Source organism: Nocardia sp. CDC160, assembly GCF_035818795.1.
Taxonomy (GTDB): Bacteria; Actinomycetota; Actinomycetes; order Mycobacteriales; family Mycobacteriaceae; genus Nocardia.
The window spans coordinates 444627-461909 of sequence record NZ_JAYKYT010000001.1 but is presented as its reverse complement, the minus strand read 5'-3'; the positions used below and the strand labels follow the sequence as shown (position 1 = coordinate 461909).

The 17283-nt window shown below is 69.8% G+C and carries 6 protein-coding genes and 1 pseudogene; 5 read left to right on the top strand and 2 right to left on the bottom strand.

The window, feature by feature from the left end:
* The first annotated feature begins 25 nt into the window (after window positions 1-25).
* Genes VMT40_RS02000 through VMT40_RS01980 form a run of 5 tightly spaced genes read left to right on the top strand, consistent with a single transcriptional unit; the run spans window position 26 to window position 13430 of the window.
* Window positions 26-6175: a non-ribosomal peptide synthetase gene (locus tag VMT40_RS02000; RefSeq protein WP_326356265.1), complete on the top strand. Its 6150-nt coding sequence runs from the start codon at window positions 26-28 to the stop codon at window positions 6173-6175.
* An 11-nt stretch (window positions 6176-6186) separates the two neighbouring features.
* Window positions 6187-10773 (top strand): non-ribosomal peptide synthetase, encoded by a 4587-nt coding sequence (locus tag VMT40_RS01995; protein WP_326356264.1) that lies wholly within the window; start codon window positions 6187-6189, stop codon window positions 10771-10773.
* Window positions 10774-10816: 43 nt separating this feature from the next.
* Window positions 10817-11791 (top strand): ATP-binding cassette domain-containing protein, encoded by a 975-nt coding sequence (locus VMT40_RS01990; RefSeq protein WP_442789885.1) that lies wholly within the window; start codon window positions 10817-10819, stop codon window positions 11789-11791.
* Window positions 11788-12669, top strand: a complete 882-nt coding sequence (locus tag VMT40_RS01985; RefSeq protein WP_326356262.1) for an ABC transporter permease — start codon at window positions 11788-11790, stop codon at window positions 12667-12669. The genes VMT40_RS01990 and VMT40_RS01985 overlap by 4 nt, the downstream gene beginning before the upstream one ends.
* Window positions 12666-13430, top strand: coding sequence for an ABC transporter permease (locus VMT40_RS01980; RefSeq protein WP_326356261.1), 765 nt, complete (start codon window positions 12666-12668; stop codon window positions 13428-13430). The genes VMT40_RS01985 and VMT40_RS01980 overlap by 4 nt, the downstream gene beginning before the upstream one ends.
* A 21-nt stretch (window positions 13431-13451) precedes the next feature.
* On the opposite strand, the gene VMT40_RS01975 is transcribed toward VMT40_RS01980, so the two are convergent.
* Together VMT40_RS01975 and VMT40_RS01970 are read right to left on the bottom strand one after the other, a co-directional pair.
* Window positions 13452-15599: an amylo-alpha-1,6-glucosidase gene (locus VMT40_RS01975; RefSeq protein ID WP_326356260.1), complete on the bottom strand. Its 2148-nt coding sequence runs from the start codon at window positions 15597-15599 to the stop codon at window positions 13452-13454.
* Between the two features lie 262 nt (window positions 15600-15861).
* Window positions 15862-16953 (bottom strand): annotated as a pseudogene (locus VMT40_RS01970) (glycosyltransferase family 4 protein); the annotation flags it as partial.
* Between the last annotated feature and the right edge of the window lie 330 nt (window positions 16954-17283).

Sequence of the window (17283 nt, the reverse complement as noted above, 5' to 3'; positions counted from 1 at the left end):
CACACTTTCAGGAGCGAGACGAAACATGGCGAACGATGCCAAGACCCTGCTGGAGCGACGCAAGGAGCTGCTACGCAGGCGGATAGCCGAGAGCGGCGTCGCCGCGACCGCCGCCGCACCCGCCGCGGCCCCGCGCGCGACGGCGGGGGAGCGGCACCCGCTGTCGGACGGGCAGCGGCGCATGTGGTTCCTCCAGGCCCGCGACCCCGGCGACACCACGCTCAATATCTGTGTGGCGTACCGGCTCTCGGGCAGCCTGGACGGTGAGCGGCTGCACCGGGCGGTCCGCACCGTCGCCGACCGGCACGACATTCTGCGCACCACCTACGGTCTCGGCGAGGACGGGGAGCCGTATCAGCTCGCGCATGCCGATCTCGCTCCCGGCTGGCAGACCCACGATCTGTCCGAACTTCCCGAGGCCAGCCGCGCCCGACGACTGGAGGTGCTGGCGCGCAGGGAATTCGGCCGCCCGTTCGACCTGTCCACCGAGGCACCGCTGCGGTTCGCGCTGGTTCGCCTCGCCGTCGACGAGTTCGCGCTGATTCTGGTCGCCCACCACATCTGCTGGGACGACGACTCCTGGGCCGTGTTCTTCGGCGAGGTTGCCGCCGCGTACGGTGCGGCCGAACTGCCCATGCTGGCAGGACAATTCGTGGACGTCGAGGTTTTCGGAGCCGAGGAAGCCTCCGATGCCGATCTCGACTACTGGCGCAACGCCCTGCGTCCCTTGCCCGAGCCCCTCGAATTGCCCGGCAAGAGCGGCGATTCCGGCTCTCGTCAGGCCGACCGCCGCACCCTCGCCCTCCCCGCCGACCTGATGCGCCGCGTCGATGCCTTCGCCCGCGAGCGTTCGGCGACCCTGTTCATGGTGCTGCTCGCCGCCTACGAGGCCGTCGTGCACCGCTACACCGCCGCCGGTGACTTCCTGGTCTCGGTGCCGGTCACGGTGCGCCGCACCGCGATCGCCGAATCCCTCATCGGCTACTTCGGTAATACCCTGCTCCTGCGCGCCACCCTCACCCCGCGCGACAGCTTCGCCGCCTGCACCGACGCCGTCCGCGACACCTGCCTGAACGGTTTCGCCCACCAGGGCGTCGGCATCGATCGTGTGGTGCGCGAGGCCAATCCGGACCGTCTCGGCGGCAAGGACGGCCTCGACCAACTGGTGCGCCTGGGCTTCAGCGTCCGCAAGAGCGCGGGCGGGTTCACCCTCGACGGTGTCGAGGCCACCCTGCTCGAGCTCGGCAGCGCCGTCACCCAGCTGCCCCTGAGCCTGGCCGTCGTCCTCGAACCGACCGGCGCGTACCTGGAGGCCGAATACCAAATCGACCAGCTTGAGGACACACTGGTCGAGCAGCTGCTCGGCCACTATGTGCAACTGCTCGGCGCGGCACTGGACGAGCCGGACAAGCGCATCGGCGATCTCGACATTCTCGGCGCGACCGACGCGGCGCGCATTCTCGAACTCTCACACGGCGCACTCGTCGACACCCCGGCCGCCACACTGGTCGATCTGTTCCAGGGCCGCGTCGCCGCCGCGCCCGACGCCATGGCCGTGGTCGCCCCCGATTCGGGTGTCGAACTCACCTATGCCGAGCTCGACCGTCGCGCGAATCGCCTGGCGCACTGGCTGATCGGTCAGGGCCTGGGCGCCGAGGACCTGGTCGGCCTGCGCCTGTCCAACTCGGTGGAATTCGTGGTCGGCATGCTCGCCGTCCTGAAGTCCGGCGCGGCCTACCTGCCCATCGATCCGGCCTACCCGGACGATCGCATCGACTACCTGGTCGCCGACGCCCGCCCCCGCCTGGTGCTGGGCCGCGTGGAACTCGACGCCGCCGAACTCTCCGCCATAGACCTGCCCGACCACGCCCCGACCGACGCCGACCGCCCGCGCCCGCTGCGCCCCGGCAATCTGGCCTACGTCATCTACACCTCGGGCTCGACCGGCAAGCCCAAGGGCGTCCCGGTCCCGCACGGCGCGATCGCCGAACATCTGGACGGCTTCGTCGCCGAATGGGGAATGACCGCCGACGATCGGCTGCTGCAGTCGTCCTCGGTGAGTTTCGACGCCTCGCTGCTCGACATCTTCGTCACCTTCACCGCGGGCGCGCGCCTGGTGGTGCCGAAACCCGATGCGTTCCGCGACATTCCGTACGTGGCCGAGGTCATCACCCGCTGCGGTGTCACCGTCCTGCACATGGTGCCGTCCATGCTCAGCACCTTCCTGCTGCTGCCCGAGGTGAGCCAGTGGCGCGCCCTGCGGCACGTCCCCGTCGGCGGTGAGGCGCTGCCGGGCGAGGTGGCCGACAAGTTCGCGGGCATCTTCGACGCCGAACTGCGCAACCACTACGGGCCGACCGAGGCAGTGGTGTGCGCGACCCACCAGGATGTGCTGGGGCCGCAGGGCACCCGCATCGTGCCGATCGGCACCCCGAACCGGAATGTGTACGTCTACCTGCTCGACGCGGCACTGCAGCTGGTGCCCGACGGTGTGGTCGGCGAAATCTATTTGGGCGGCGAGCAATTGGCGCGCGGCTATCTGAATCGCCCGGGTCTGAGCGCGGAGCGGTTCGTAGCCGACCCGTTCGGCGGTCGCACCGGGCTGCCCGGTGGACGGCTCTACCGCACCGGCGACCTGGCCCGCCGCAATGCCGACGGTGAGATCGAATTCGTGGGCCGCGCCGACGAACAGGTGAAGGTGCGTGGCTTCCGCATCGAACTCGGCGAGGTGGAGGCGGTGCTCGGCACGCATCCGAGCGTCGGCCACTGCGTCGTCGTCGCCACCGAGGATCCGGCCGTCGGCGCCATGCTCGCGGCGTACGTGGTGCCCGCGGCGGGGGAGACGGTCGATCCCGAGCAGGTGCGCGCCCATGCCGCCGCGACGCTGCCGGAGTACATGGTCCCGGCCGCCATCGCCGTGATCGACGAGATCCCGCTGACCGTGCACGGCAAGCTGGACAAGCGAGCACTGCCCGCGCCCCGCCGCGAGGTCGTCCGCACCTATCGGGAACCCGCCACCGACACCGAGATTCGCCTGGCAGGCCTGTTCGGGCAGTTGTTCGGTCACGACCGGGTCGGCGCGGACGACTCCTTCTTCGAGCTGGGCGGGCACTCCCTGCTGGCGACCCGGCTGATCGTGTTGATCCGCAAGGAATTCGGCGTCGAACTCGATGTCCGCGCTCCCTTCGACACCCCGACCGTGGCGGGCCTGGCCGCGCTCATCGAGACCGCCCCGCTCGCCGCGGTGCGCGCCGAGACGCCGAGTCTGGCGAAACGCGCACGGCCCGACCGGGTTCCGCTGTCGTTCTCGCAGCTGGCCATGTGGTTCCAGCGCAAGCTGGAGGGGCCGAGCCCGGTCGGCAATATCCCGTTCGCCATGCGCGTGGACGGGCCGCTGGACATCGCGGCGCTGACGGCGGCGCTCGGCGACGTGGTGGCCCGGCACGAGGCGCTGCGCACGGTCTTCCCCGAGGACGGCGGGGTGCCCTACCAGTCGGTGCTCCCGGCCGGACACATCGATGTGCTGGTCACCGTGCTCGACGATCCGGACCGCCTGCCCGACGAACTCGCCGAGGCCGCCGCGTACAGCTTCGCGGTCGAATCCGAACTCCTGGTGCGGCCCAAGGTCTTCGTGCTGGACCGGAATTCGCACGCCATCTCGCTGCTGGTGCATCACATGGTGGCCGACCACTGGTCCTTCCGCACCATCCTGGCCGACCTGGCCACCGCCTACCGCACCCGCATCGAGTCCGGCGTCGCACCCGACTGGGAACCCCTCGCCCTCGATTACGCCGACTTCGCGCTCTGGCAGCGCGAACTCGTGGCCGCCGACCAGGAGCGCATCGACTACTGGCGCGACACCCTCGCCGGACTGCCCGACGAGATCAACCCGGCCCACGACCATCCGCGCCCGGCCGTGCTCGGCAAGAACGGCAGCATGACGGCGTTCACCGTCCCCGCCGGGCTGCGCCGACGCCTGAAGGCTCTCGCCGAGGCCGCCGGAGCCTCGGAGTTCATGCTCTATCAGGCCGCCGTCGCCACCCTGCTGCACAAACTCGGTGCGGGCGTGGACATTCCGCTGGGCACCCCGGTCGCGGGCCGCTCCTACCCGGTCGCCGCCGACCTGGTCGGCCTGCTCGCCAATATGGTGGTGCTGCGCAACGACCTCTCGGGCGATCCGACCCTGCGCACCGTGCTGGACCGCGCCCGCACGGTTGCCCTGGGCGCGTACGCCAACCAGGACGTCCCCCTGGAACGCGTGGTCGAAGCGGTCAACCCACCCCGCTCCCGTTCCCGAAACCCGCTGTTCCAGGCCATGATGCACTTCCGCGAGGAGGACTGGTCCGCCACCGGCGCGGGGTTGGGCGATGCCGAATTGTCGGTTCTCCCCATCGAATTCGACATCTCCCTGTTGGACCTGAGCATCAACTTCTTCGCCGGACCCGACGGCGGCTTCGACGCCAGCGTCATCGTCAACACCGACCTCTACGACGCGGCCACCGGAGAACTGCTCGCCCAGCGCATGCTGCGCGTGCTGACCGCCTTCGCCGACGACCCCGATACCGCGCTGAGCGAACTGGACGTGATGCCCGCCGACGAGCGCCGAAAGGTGCTGGAGGAGTGGGCCACCGGGCCCGCCCCCGAAGCCTTGGCATTCACCGCCCTGCACGACCGCATCCGAGCCACGCCCGCCGACCGTCCGGCTATCCTGCGCGGCGACGAAACCCTGACCTACGGGCAACTTTCCGAGCAGCTGCGACGAGCGGGAGAACCGACCGCCGCTGCGGACAGCGGTGCCGGATTGGGTCTGGCCCCCGTCGCCGAGGCCAACGCCGTGGTTTCGTCTTGGGAAGGCCGCGAACTGGCCGTCGCGGTGGCCCGGCTGCTCGCCGAGGTCATAGCCACCTCTCCGTCGGCGCTCGTGGGTGTGCCCACTACGTGCGGCGTGATCGGAAATGGCGCTGCCGCAGCGGATTCCGGCCCAGAGTTCGCAGCTGGGGCGGAGGCGGGCGATGTCCGGCTGATCGCCGCGGCATGGGGAAGTCCCGCGTTCACCACGGAACTGCTGTCGGCGCTCGCCTCGGGCGCGACGGCGATCGTCGCCGACGACACGCAGTGCCAGGATCCGACGGCGCTGGTGGACCTGATCCTGCGACACGAGCCGACCCGGGTGGCTGCCGACCCGGGCACGCTGGCGCGGTTCGTGCACACGGGCGTGTCCATACTGCCCTCGGTGCGGCACTGGGAGGTGCTCGGAACCGATTGGCCCGCAGCGGTTCCCGATCTGCTGCCCGCGCTCTCGTCGGCCTCCACCGCGAGCTACGTCTACGTCGTGCACGGGTTCCCGGGCGTGGCGGCGCGCGGCTCGTTGACCGGCAACGCCGTGGCCGCTCCGGCCGCGGGTGCGCGCGTGCTGGTGCTCGACGAGAACCTGCGCCCGGTCCCGCCCGGTGTCGTCGGCCAGGTCTATATCGGTGCCATCCGCGCGAATCCATCCGGCACCCATGCCTTGGACGCGCGTGTCGGAACGGCGTCAGAGGTTGTCGCGAACGCCGACACCACACCGGTGGAGGGGCGAGTCGCCGATCCGTTCCATGCCGGTGAAATGCTCTGGCGCACAGGTGATCGGGCGCGGTGGACCGTGTGCGGCGAACTGGAGTTCGCCATCGAGCGGGAGCGGCCCGCGGTGCGTGCCGCGACCACGGAGCGAGCCGGTGAGATCGGTTCGTCCGCAGCCGGAAACGACACCGAGCCGCAGTTGCGGGCCATCCTGGCCGAGCTGCTGGAGCTCGAGGTCGATGAGGTGTCGGGTGAGGACAACTTCTTCGCGCTCGGCGGGGACAGTGTCATCTCCATCCAATGGTCGGTGCGGGCCAACCAGATCGGGTTGCCCATGTCGCCGCAGCTGGTGTTCGAGTGCATGACCATCACCGAATTGGCGACCGCCGTCGACGCGGCCGTCGCGGCAGGGGTGACCACGGCGGATATCGCCGCCGCGGCGGGTGTGTCGGCCTCCGAGCTGACCGCTACCTTCGGCAGCCCGGTATCGGTGGAAACCACTGCGCCGCAGCCGGTTCCCGCCACCGATGCCCACAGTCACGCGGCCATGAGCGTGTCCGGGCTGAACCAGGATGCCCTGGCGGCGCTCGGCGCGGCCTGGAAGGGCGCGCAGTGAGAGAGGACGCCATGACCGTCGACCGGTCCCAGCCCGCCGAGATCGAGGACGTGCTGGCGCTGAGCCCGCTGCAGGAGGGCCTGTTCTCGCTGGCCCGCCTGGCCGGTGACGGCGTCGACCTGTACACCATGCAGTTCGTCATCGATATCGGCGGACCCCTGGACGTGGCGGTGCTGCGGCGCAGTGTCGAGGTGCTGCTGGAACGGCACCCGAACCTGCGGGCGGCCTTCTGGGATCGCGATCTGCCCAAGCCGGTGCAGATCGTGCCGACCTGGGTGGAACTGCCCTGGGCCGAGATCGACGCCCGGCCGGAGGAATTCGATGGCATCGCCGCCGCCGACCGCGCCCACGCCTTCGACCTGGGCAAGGGCCCGGCCCTGCGGGTCACGCTGGTGAATCTGCCCGGTGCGCGCCGCCGCATGATTCTCACGACCCACCACATCCTCATGGACGGCTGGGCGGTCGCGGTGTTCTTCCGCGAACTCATCGCGATCTACCAGGCGGGGGGAGTGGCCGATGCGCTGCCCGCCCCGCGTCCCTACCGCGACTACATCGGCTGGCTGGCCGCCCAGGACACCGCGGCCGCCACCCGGGCCTGGGCCGACTACCTGAATCCGCTGTCGGGTCCGCTCATGCTCGCCGACGCCGGCGCGGCCGAGGTCGGCACCGTCATCCCCCAGCGCACCCGGCACTACCTCGACCCCGACGAGACCCAGCGTCTCGTCCGCTGGGCCCGCACCAACGGCCTCACCCTCGGCACAGCCATCCAATTCGCCTGGGCCGTCGTGCTTTCCCGACTGACCGACCGCCGCGACGTCGTGTACGGCACCACCATCTCCGGCCGTCCTGACTCCCTGCCCGGCGTCGAGACCATGATCGGCCTGTTCATCAACACGGTCCCGGCCCGCGTGCTCCTCGACCGCACCGCGACCATCCGCGAACAGTGCCGCACCCTGCAGCGCGAGCAGGCCGCCATGCGCGACAACGGTTTCGTGAGCCTCTCGCAGATCCAGCGCGCCGCGGGCCACGGCCCCCTCTTCGACGTCCTGTTCGTCTTCGAGAACGCCCCCATCGGCGCGGCCACCGACCCCATGGTCACCGCCGACGGCACCCGCTTCCTGCCCATCGCCATGGAAAGCCTGGTCCACTACCCCCTTTCGGTGGTCTCCCACCTCGAGGACAACCGCCTGGTGGTGGCCCTGGAAGCCATCCCCGAGGCGCTACCCCATCTGCCCATCCCCGATCTCGGCGCGCGCATTCTCTCGGTCCTGCGCCAGCTCCCCGACCACGCCGACTCCACCCCCGACGCACTCGACGTCCTGTTGCCCACCGAGCGGGCAGCTTGCACTGCCCCGGTGACCGGCGCGGACACCGGCAGCGTGGTGGAGCTATTCCTACGGCAGGTCGAAACCACCCCCGACGCAACGGCATTGAGCACCGCGACGGAGCGCTACACCTATCGCGAGCTGTCCGAGGCGGCCGGGCGCTTGGCCGCCGAACTCACGGAACAGGGTGTCGGACCGGAATCCGTGGTGGCCCTGGCGCTTCCCCGCTCCGCCGATACGATCATCGCCATCCTTGCGACCCTGTACGCGGGTGCGGCCTATGTGCCCGTGGATATTTCGGCTCCACCCGCCCGAATCTCCTCGATCCTGCGGCAGGCCGCTCCCGCCTTGGTGCTGACGGCCGCGGCGGGCGTACCCGTGGTCGAAGCCGCTTGCGCGGCCGGTGCCGCAGTCGCGGCGACACTGGTGCTCGATGACGCTCCGACCGCGGAACGCATTGCCGCCCAGCCCATCGCGCCACCTCGCCTCGTGCATCCCGACAGTTGCGCCTACCTGATCTTCACCTCCGGATCCACGGGTGAACCCAAGGGCGTCATGGGCACCTACGGCGCGCTGGCCAGCTACTTCACCGATCACCGTGATCGGGTGTACCGGCCCGCGCGGGCCCGACTGGGCCGGGCGCTGCGCATCGCGCACGCGTGGTCATTGAGTTTCGACGCCTCCTGGCAGCCGATGATCGGGCTGTTCGACGGGCACGCCATGCATCTGTTCGACGAGACCGAGATGCGGGACGCACAGGGGCTGGTCGAGGGGATCATCCGGCATCGAGTGGACATGATCGACACCTCCCCGTCGATGTTCGCGCAGCTTTCGGCGGCGGGGCTGGTGGATGGCGATCACCTCACGGTGCTGGCCCTCGGCGGCGAGGCCATTGGCCCGGCACTGTGGGAGCGGCTGCGGGCGCTGCCCGCCACGGCCGTCTACAACTGCTACGGGCCGACCGAGACCACGGTGGAGGCGGTGGTCGCGACCGTGAATACCGGTGGGTTGGAAGACCTTTCGCAGGCCGGATCCGTGCCGGTCATCGGGCGACCGGTGGATCGCATGGCGGGCTACGTGCTGGATTCGGCCTTGCGTCCGGTGCCGCGCGGTGTGGTCGGCGAGCTCTACCTGTCCGGTGGGCAGCTGACCCGCGGCTATGTCGGGCGCTCGGCGCAGACCTCGGATCGGTTCGTGGCCGACCCGTTCGGTCGCGGCAGTCGCATGTATCGCACCGGAGATCTGGTGCGGCAGTTGCCTTCCGGTGAGATCGCCTATCTGGGGCGGGCCGATGATCAGGTGAAGATTCGCGGCTACCGCATCGAGATCGGCGATATCGAATCGGCGCTGCTGCGGCTGCCCAGCGTGCGGGAGGCCGCCGTCGTGGTGGTCAACCGATCGAGCGGACCCACCCTGGTCGGATTCACGGTGTCCGACGAGAAGGACGGAACCGCCCTGCGGGCACGGCTTTCCGAGCAATTGCCCGCGTACATGGTGCCCGCCCGCATCGAGGTGCAACCGACCCTGCCGGTCACCGCGAACGGCAAGCTCGACGTGCGCGCCCTCACCGCCACCGGATTGGGCCTGCTCGAGTCCTCCGGTCCGGGCACCGCGCCGCGCACCGACACCGAACGCGCCCTCTGCACGGCGTTCGCCTCGGTGCTGGGTGGCCGGACCATCGGCATCGACGACGATTTCCTCTCGCTGGGCATCGACAGCATCGTCGCGATTTCCCTGGTGGACAAGGCACGACGGGCTGGGCTGCCGGTCAGCCCGGCCATGGTGCTGGCCACGCCGACCGTGCGCGATCTGGCGGCCGCGGTGGACGCCAAGGCGGCCCTGCGGGATTCGACGGACACGGTCGCGGGCTCGGAATTCGGGGAGGTGCCCGCCACCCCGATCATGCGCTGGATGGCCGAGTTCGGCGGGTACCGGCGTCTCACCCTGTCCACGCTGGTCACGCTCCCGACCGGAATCGGCACCGCGCGACTGGAAACCGTCCTGCAAGCCCTGATCGACGGCCACGAGATGCTGCGTGCTCGCCTCGACCACTCCGAGTCGGGTCCGGTGTTGGTGACCCGGGAGCCCGGCACGGTGCGAGCCGCCGATCTGCTGACCGAGGTCACCGTCGACGGCGATCTCGGCGCTGCCCTGGAGGTTCGGTCGCGCGCCGCCATCGACCGCATCCATCCGGAGGCGGGGATCATGCTGCAGGCGGTGCGATTCCGGCGTCCCTCGGGCGATGTGCTGCTGCTGACGGTCCACCATCTCGCCGTCGACCCGGTGTCCTGGCACATCATTCTCGGCGATCTGGCCGACGCCTGGCAGCAGCTGGAGACCGGTGAGACGCCCTGTGTCACAGCGGAATCCACGTCCTACCGGCGTTGGGGGCAGCTGCTGTCCGACCGTGCCCCGGGTCGGGATGTGCAGTCCCAGCGCGAGTTCTGGGCCACCCAGCTGGCGGGCGGTGACGTCCCGCTCGGCCACCGTCGACCCGACCCGCGCACCGACACCTGGGACTCCTACCGGATGACCCCGGTGCTCACCGATACCGTGGCGACCGGGGACCTGCTCGCCGTCGCCGCCCAGGGTGACCGATCCGCGGGCTTGCACGAATTGCTGCTCACCGCACTGGTTCTCACGCTCAACACATGGCGGGCCGAGCGCGGTCAGGACACCTCCGCGGGTGCCCTGGTCGCCTTGGAGGGACACGGCCGCGAGGACGCGCGAGTGGCGGCCGAGGTCGACACCTCACGCACCGTCGGTTGGTTCACCAGCGTCTATCCGCTGCGTCTGGCCGCCGGTTCCGGCATCGACGTGCACCGTGCCGAGGCCGACCCGGCCGCTGCGGCGGTGCTGTTGGAAACCGTTGCGGCACAGGCGCACATGGTGCCGAACAAGGGCTTGGACTACGGCACCCTGCGGTACGGTGGCACCGCGCCGGAACTGTCCTCCGACGCCGAACCGCAGGTGCTCTTCGACTATCTCGGCCGCATGGATTTGACCGCCGCGACCGACGGTCCCTTTATGCCCGTCACGGATCTGGCACTGCACCAACGGCTTCCCATCGCCCCGGAACCGGATATGCCGCTGCGCTACGCCCTCGATCTGATCGCGGCCATCTACCCCGGCGCGGAGGGGCCGCAGCTGGTCACCCTCTTCCGCTGGAGCGCCGCCATTTTCGACGAGTCGGACATCGACCGCCTCCGGGAGATCTGGCAGCGGGCGGTCACCGCGCTGACCGTCGCCAGCGCCGCCCTCAGCCCGGCCTAGACATTCTCAGCCCGGCCTAGACCTACCACGAACGAATACCAGGATGGAGAACCCGGTGTCGCAATCCACCACGGACGCGGCCATTGTCGTCGAATCCGTCGAAAAGTCCTTCGGCGCGGTTCACGCCCTGCGCGGCATCAGTTTCAGCGCGCCCGCGGGCAGTGTGCTGGGCGTGCTCGGCCCGAATGGCGCGGGCAAGACCACCACCGTCTCGGTGCTGTCCACCCTGGTCCGCCCCGATGCGGGCCGCGCGCTGGTGGCCGGGCACGATGTGGTCCGCGAGGCCGACGCGGTCCGCGCCTCGATCATGCTGACCGGCCAATACGCGGCTCTGGACGAAGTTCTCACCGGCCGTGAGAATCTGATCCTCTTCGCCCGCCTCATGGGCCTGCGCCCCAAGCAGGCGCGACAGCGGGCCGACGAACTCCTGGAACGCTTCGACCTCACGGCCGCCGCCGACCGGCGGGTCGGCCAGTACTCCGGCGGCATGCGCCGCCGCATCGACATCGCCTGCGGCCTGGTCCGCCTGCCCAAGGTGGTCTTCCTCGACGAACCCACCACCGGCCTCGATCCGGTCAGCCGCCAAAGCCTCTGGGCGCTGGTCCGCGAACTCAAACAGCAGGGCGTCACCATCCTGCTGACCACCCAATACCTCGAGGAAGCGGATGCCCTGAGCGACAACATCATCGTCGTCGACAAGGGCACCGTCATCGCCGAAGGCACCGCCGACCAACTCAAGGCCCGCTCCGGAGCCAGCTACTGCGAGGTCGTCCCGGTCGAAGCCGCCGACGTCCCCGCCATCGTCACGGCCCTGCACAGCCTGGGCGAGGTCACGGTCGCGGAATCCGCCGACCGCGTCGCCCTCCCCGCACCGGACGGCGCGGCCACTCTCGCCGAGGTCCTGAACCGAGTGACCGCCGCCGACATCGACCTCATCGACATCGCCCTGCGCCGCCCGTCCCTCGACGAGGTCTTCATCGAACTGACCCGCCCCCAACCGGCGGGAGCGCCCGCATGAGCGACGACACCAATCGCGCGGCGGCCCATCCTCCCGGTCATTCCGGCACACTGTTGACCGCCGGGATGACGGGTAGGGGAGCCATCGACACCCCCGACTCGGCAGCGCGATCGGCGGACGCGGAGTTCCGAGTTCCGGCGCACTTGCAATGGAAGGCCCTGAGCGGCCGCACGATTCGGGCGGCGCTGCGGGAAGGGGATCTGCCGTTCGGGTTCGCCGCGCCGATGATCTTCTTCCTCTGCTTCTATGTGCCGCTGCGTCGATCCATGGAGGCGGGTGGGCTCGATTACGCGCAGTACCTGCTGCCGGTGATCGTGTTGCAGGGCATGTTCTTCACCGCCATGTCGGCCGGGGATCGGGCGGCGCGGGACACGTTCAGCGGCATGGGAACCCGATTGCGGTCGATGCCGGTGCGGCCGTGGCTGCCCATGGCCGCCCGCATGTCGGCGAATCTCGTGCGCGCCGTGGCCGCCATCGCGGGCGCGCTGGTGATCGGGTACGCGTTCGGGTTCCGGTTCCACGATCTGGCGGGTGGGCTCGGATTCTTGGTGCTGGCCTTGGCTTTCGCCGCCGCCGTCGTGATCGGCGCGGACACCCTGGGCGTCGCCACCGGCAAGCCCGAGATCGGCGCGTCCGCGTTGCTCGCGCCGCAGCTGCTGCTGATCATGATGTCCACCGGTTTCGTACCGGCCCAGGCCTTCCCGGGCTGGATTCAGCCCTTCGTCCGCAATCAGCCCGTCTCCCAGGCGGCCGCGGCGTTGCGTGGCCTCGCGGACGGCGAATTCCCCGCGGCCGTGGCCATTTCGGCGGTGTGGTGCGCCGCGCTGATCGTGGCGTTCACCGCCCTGTCCGTGCTCGTGGAAAGGCGACGTCCGTGAAGACCCTGCTGGATCAGACGCTGGTCGAGGCCGGTCGCCTCATGCGCCGCTGGCCGCGCGAACAAGAGGTCCTGACCTCCACCCTCGTCCTGCCCGTCCTGCTACTGCTCATGTATCAGCTGGTGTTGGACAAGGTCCTCACCGATACCTCCGGCGCGGCGGCCATTTACGGCTTCGTCCCCATGATCGCCATCACCGGAGCGATGTACGGTGCCATGGGCACCGGCCTGTCCCTGCACGCCGAGCGGCAGAGCGGCCTGCTGCGCCGCTTCTGGGTCCTCCCCGTCCACCGCTCGGCGGGCCTGTGCGGGCGACTGCTCGCCGAATGCGGCCGCACCCTGGCCGGAACCGTCGTCATCGTCGCTCTCGGCGTGGCGCTGGGACTGCGCTTCCACCAGGGGTTCTGGGCCGCGATCGGAGCCATTCTGGTCCCCGTCCTGCTCATCCCCGGCTTCGCCACCATGGTCATCACCGTCGGCGTCAGCCGCATGGGCGACAAGGTCGTGCAACTGTTCGCCGCCGTCACCCTGCTCGGCATGTTCTTCAACTCCGGCTTCGTGCCCGTGCAGAACTATCCGGGCTGGCTGCAGCCGGTGGTCCGCGCCCAGCCCATGAGCTGCGCCATCGAGGCCATGCGCAACTTCACCCTCGGCGGCCCGATCGCCACCCCGATACTGCAGACCCTCGCCTGGTCCGCCGGTCTCGCAGCCGTTTTCGGCGCACTCGCCGTCCGCGGCATCCGCTCCGCCGCCCAGAGCTGATGCCGCGGCGGCCGTGCTCGTTCAGTGCGTGACCAGCCGCCAATCGTCGGGGAGGTTGGTGGCCGTGACATGGTCGCCCTCCACGGCGATGTCGACCACCGCGCCGCCGAGCCGCAGATCGGTCAGCTCGACGCGACCCCACCGCGCGGGCAGATGCGGCAGCACGGTCAGGGTGCGGTGCGGGACATCGGGATCCAAGCCCAGGAACGAGCGCACCAGCAGCAGCGGGGCCGCGCTCGCCCACGCCTGCGGGGAGCAGGAGGTGGGGTAGGGGACCGGGGAGGGGAACTTGGATCGCGGGAATCCGCAATACAATTCGGGCAGGCGGCCCCCGAACGCCGTCGCGGCGTCCAGGAGTCCATCGGCCAGGCGATAGGCCAGGTCGAGGGCCCCGGGCAGGTGGCGGTAGCGCAGCAGGCCCGCGACGGCGATCGCGGTGTCGTGCGGCCAGACCGAACCATTGTGGTAGCTCATCGGGTTGTACGCGCCCATGCTGGAAGCCAGTGTGCGCAAACCGAATCCGGAGTTCATCTCCGCGGAGGCGAGCTTGCCGATGACGACGGCGGCATGCTCGTCGGTCACGATCCCCGACCACAGGCAGTGCCCGATATTGCTGGTGAGCGCGTCCAGGCGGCGCTTGTTGCCGTCCAAAGCCACGGCGAACCAGCCCTTTTCGGGCAGCCAGAAGGCCTCGGCGAACTTGGTGCGCAACTCCGCCGCCCGATCCCGCAGGTGACCGGCCGTCGTGCCGTCCCCGAACTCCTCGGCCAGATCCGCTCGCGCCAGCAACGCGGCGTACACGTACCCCTGCACCTCACACAGCGCGATCGGCGGTTCCGGCAGGCGTCCGAGCGCGTCGTTGATGCCGTCGAAACTGTCCTTCCAGCCCTGATTGATCAGACCCCGATCGGTGGCGCGCCGATACTCCACGAACCCGTCCCCGTCGCGGTCCCCGTAGTCGGCGATCCAGGCCAGCGCGGCATCGGCGGCGGGCAGCAGCGCGTGCACCGACTCGGAGTCCGCGCCCCACTTGCGCGCCTGCGCCAGCAGCATGACGAAAAGCGGTGTGGCGTCGATGGTTCCGTAATACGTCTCCCCGCCCAGCACCGCGCCGCTGGCGGGCCCGCGCCGCATCTCGTGCATGATGCGGCCCGGCTCCTCCTCGGTCATGGGATCCACCCGCTGGCCCTGCATCTCGGCCAACTGCTGCAGGGTGCCCACCGCCAGATTGACATCGAGCGGCAGCGCCATCCACGCCGTGAGCAGCGAGTCACGCCCGAACAGCGTCATGAACCAGGGCGCACCGGCCGCCACGAACGGTCGGCCGCCGCGCGAATCATCGTGGATCTGCAAAGCGCCCAAATCGCTTTCGGTGCGCTCGAGCACCCAGGTCAGCTGCGGATCCGCTGCGGTGATCTTGGTGGCGGTATCCCGCCAGGCCGCGATCTTGCGGCCCGGGCCGCTGGCCTCGTAGTGCTCACCCGGCCGCATCGGCGAGTGGATCGGTTGATTGCCCATGGTGGGCTGGCACACCAGCTCCGTGCGCCAGCGCCCACCCGCGGGCACCACCGCCCGCCACGACAGCGAACCCGGCAGCACCAGCGGCGTTTCCGACGACGACACCGCCAATCCGCGGGAGCGATCGGAGCGATCGTTGAGCAGCAGCTCCACATCCGCCACGATCACCTCGGCGCGCGCATTGCCGCCGCGGCCCTCCTTGACCGCGAACAGATCCACGAAATCCGCGTCCACATGCAATTGCAGGTCCACGGCGGTGGTTTCGCGGCCCAGGTTCTCGACCGTGATGGTCTCCCGGAGCCCGTCGGCCACCAGCCGCTCCCGCACTATCAAAACCGTACTGTCAGCTGCGCCGGCCCGGGGAGGCCGGCGCAATATGAACCGGGCGGTGAACGCCTCCGGACTCAACACCGACAGCGGCTCCGGCCGCTGCCCATCCAACCGCAACTCCCAGCGCGACAGCACCCGCGCGTCCCGGAAGAACAGGCCGTAGGCCGTCCCCTGCTCGATATCGCCCAGGTGGTCGGACAGGCAGAACGTGCTGCCCTCCACCAGGGTCACGGCGGCCCCAGTCCAACCGCCCACACTGGGCTCACCGGCGTTCAACGCGTTCGGAACGCCGGTGGCCGAGCTCGGAGTGTCACTGTTCATGTAGACCCTTTCGCCGTGGCACGCGTCGCCGCCGCGACGTCGCCTTCGGAGTGGAACCGCTGTCGGACACAGGTTTACGGCCCGGCGTCAGCTCGCCGCCGGTCAAGGCGTCTGGATGCCCGGTATGCGAGGTGCCCCGGCTCACCACCGTGGACGCCGTCGCCCGGCCGGGACCGGTGCCCGCCGCCCGCTGGCCCACCGTCATCCCGGCATGCTTGGGACCGGGATCGAGGGGGATCGCGCCCAGGAAGCCGCCCGTGTGACGGGGTGCGGGTGTGACGGTCCGGCGCGGCCGGTGCTCGCGCACCACCTTTCGATAGATCTCCTCATAGCCGCGACCCAGGGTGTCCGCCCCGAAATGCGCGGTCACGTGCGCGCGCATCTTGTACGGGTCGTAGTCGCGGACCTCGGCGATGGCGTCGGGCAGCTCGCGCGGATCGTCGCAGACGCGTCCGGTGACGCCGTCCACGATCACCTCGGCGACGGCACCGCCGCGCAACGCCACCACCGGCGTCCCGCACACCATCGCCTCGATCATGACCATGCCGAACGGTTCCTCCCATCGCACCGGGAACACCAGACATCGCGCCTTGGACAGCAATTCGCGTTTGGCCACGGCATCGGCCATTCCGAACATGTGATCGCGTTCGGTGAGCAAGGGCCGGACCGCACTCTCGAAATAGCGCACCTCGGGCGGCTCGGCGCACTTGCCCGCCAAGACCAGCGGGAGACCCGCCGCGTGCGCGGCCTCCAGCGCCAGGTGCGGGGCTTTGTCCGCGGTGAACCGGCCCAGGAACAGAGCGTAGTCGTCCTTCTCGGTGCGGAAGGGCCAATCCTCCACCCGCAGTGCGTTGTGGACGCGGCCCGCCCAGTTCAGGTCCGGCGCAAGGGAACGCTGGCGGTCGCTGATCGCCACCAGGTGGGCGTCCTCGCCGAGCTCGCGGTAGTACATATAGGGATCGCCGTCGACCGGGCCGTGCACGGTCACCACGGTCGGCAGGCCGAGATCGCGGTAGACCGGCATATTGAGCGGGCCCGCGAAGGTGTGGTCGTGGACCAGGTCCAGCCCTTCGGTCGCGGCCAGCCGCTCCAGGGCGCGCCGCGCCTTGAGGGCGTGCACCACCTCCGGGAACGGATCGCCGAGGCGCTCGGATTGCGCACGGTCCCACAGGGAGTGGAACTCGCCCTTGGTGCCGTTGGCACCCGCGCCCAGCAGGATCACGCGGTGCCCGCGCTCCACCAGGGCATCCACCAGGTCGGCCACCACGGCCTCCACGCCGCCGTAGGCCTTCGGCGGGATGTCGAAGTACGGCGGCACCACCATCGCGATGCGTAGGCGGTCGCGCTCGACCATTGGGAATTCGACTGCGGCATTTGCCGGAACGGGCATTGGGAATTGCGCGCTCATCACGCCCCTCCTTTCAGGGACACAACCGTCGACGCCCGGATACTGGGACGCCGACCCTGGCCGAGGTCGGAGAAGATCGACTTGCGCTGGTGCCGCACGGCATCGCCTCGGCTCACCCGCACCCGGGAGTCTGGGGGTGTGCGATGAGTCGAGCGGAAGTCCTCAGCACGCTCCGAGTTGAACGCCTGGTGATCGTCGCGCCGACCGGTGCCCGGGCCGGGTGCGGAAATGAACGATCGGCGCGGACGACTCCAGCACCGGTGATGAGGTCGTCAC

Bases quoted from the DNA above. Each gene is read 5' to 3' on its own strand.
- VMT40_RS02000 (WP_326356265.1), top strand. From the start codon at position 26: ATGGCGAACGATGCCAAGACCCTGCTGGAGCGACGCAAGGAGCTGCTA.
- VMT40_RS01995 (WP_326356264.1), top strand. From the start codon at position 6,187: ATGACCGTCGACCGGTCCCAGCCCGCCGAGATCGAGGACGTGCTGGCG.
- VMT40_RS01990 (WP_442789885.1), top strand. From the start codon at position 10,817: ATGGAGAACCCGGTGTCGCAATCCACCACGGACGCGGCCATTGTCGTC.
- VMT40_RS01985 (WP_326356262.1), top strand. From the start codon at position 11,788: ATGAGCGACGACACCAATCGCGCGGCGGCCCATCCTCCCGGTCATTCC.
- VMT40_RS01975 (WP_326356260.1), bottom strand. From the start codon at position 15,599: ATGAACAGTGACACTCCGAGCTCGGCCACCGGCGTTCCGAACGCGTTG.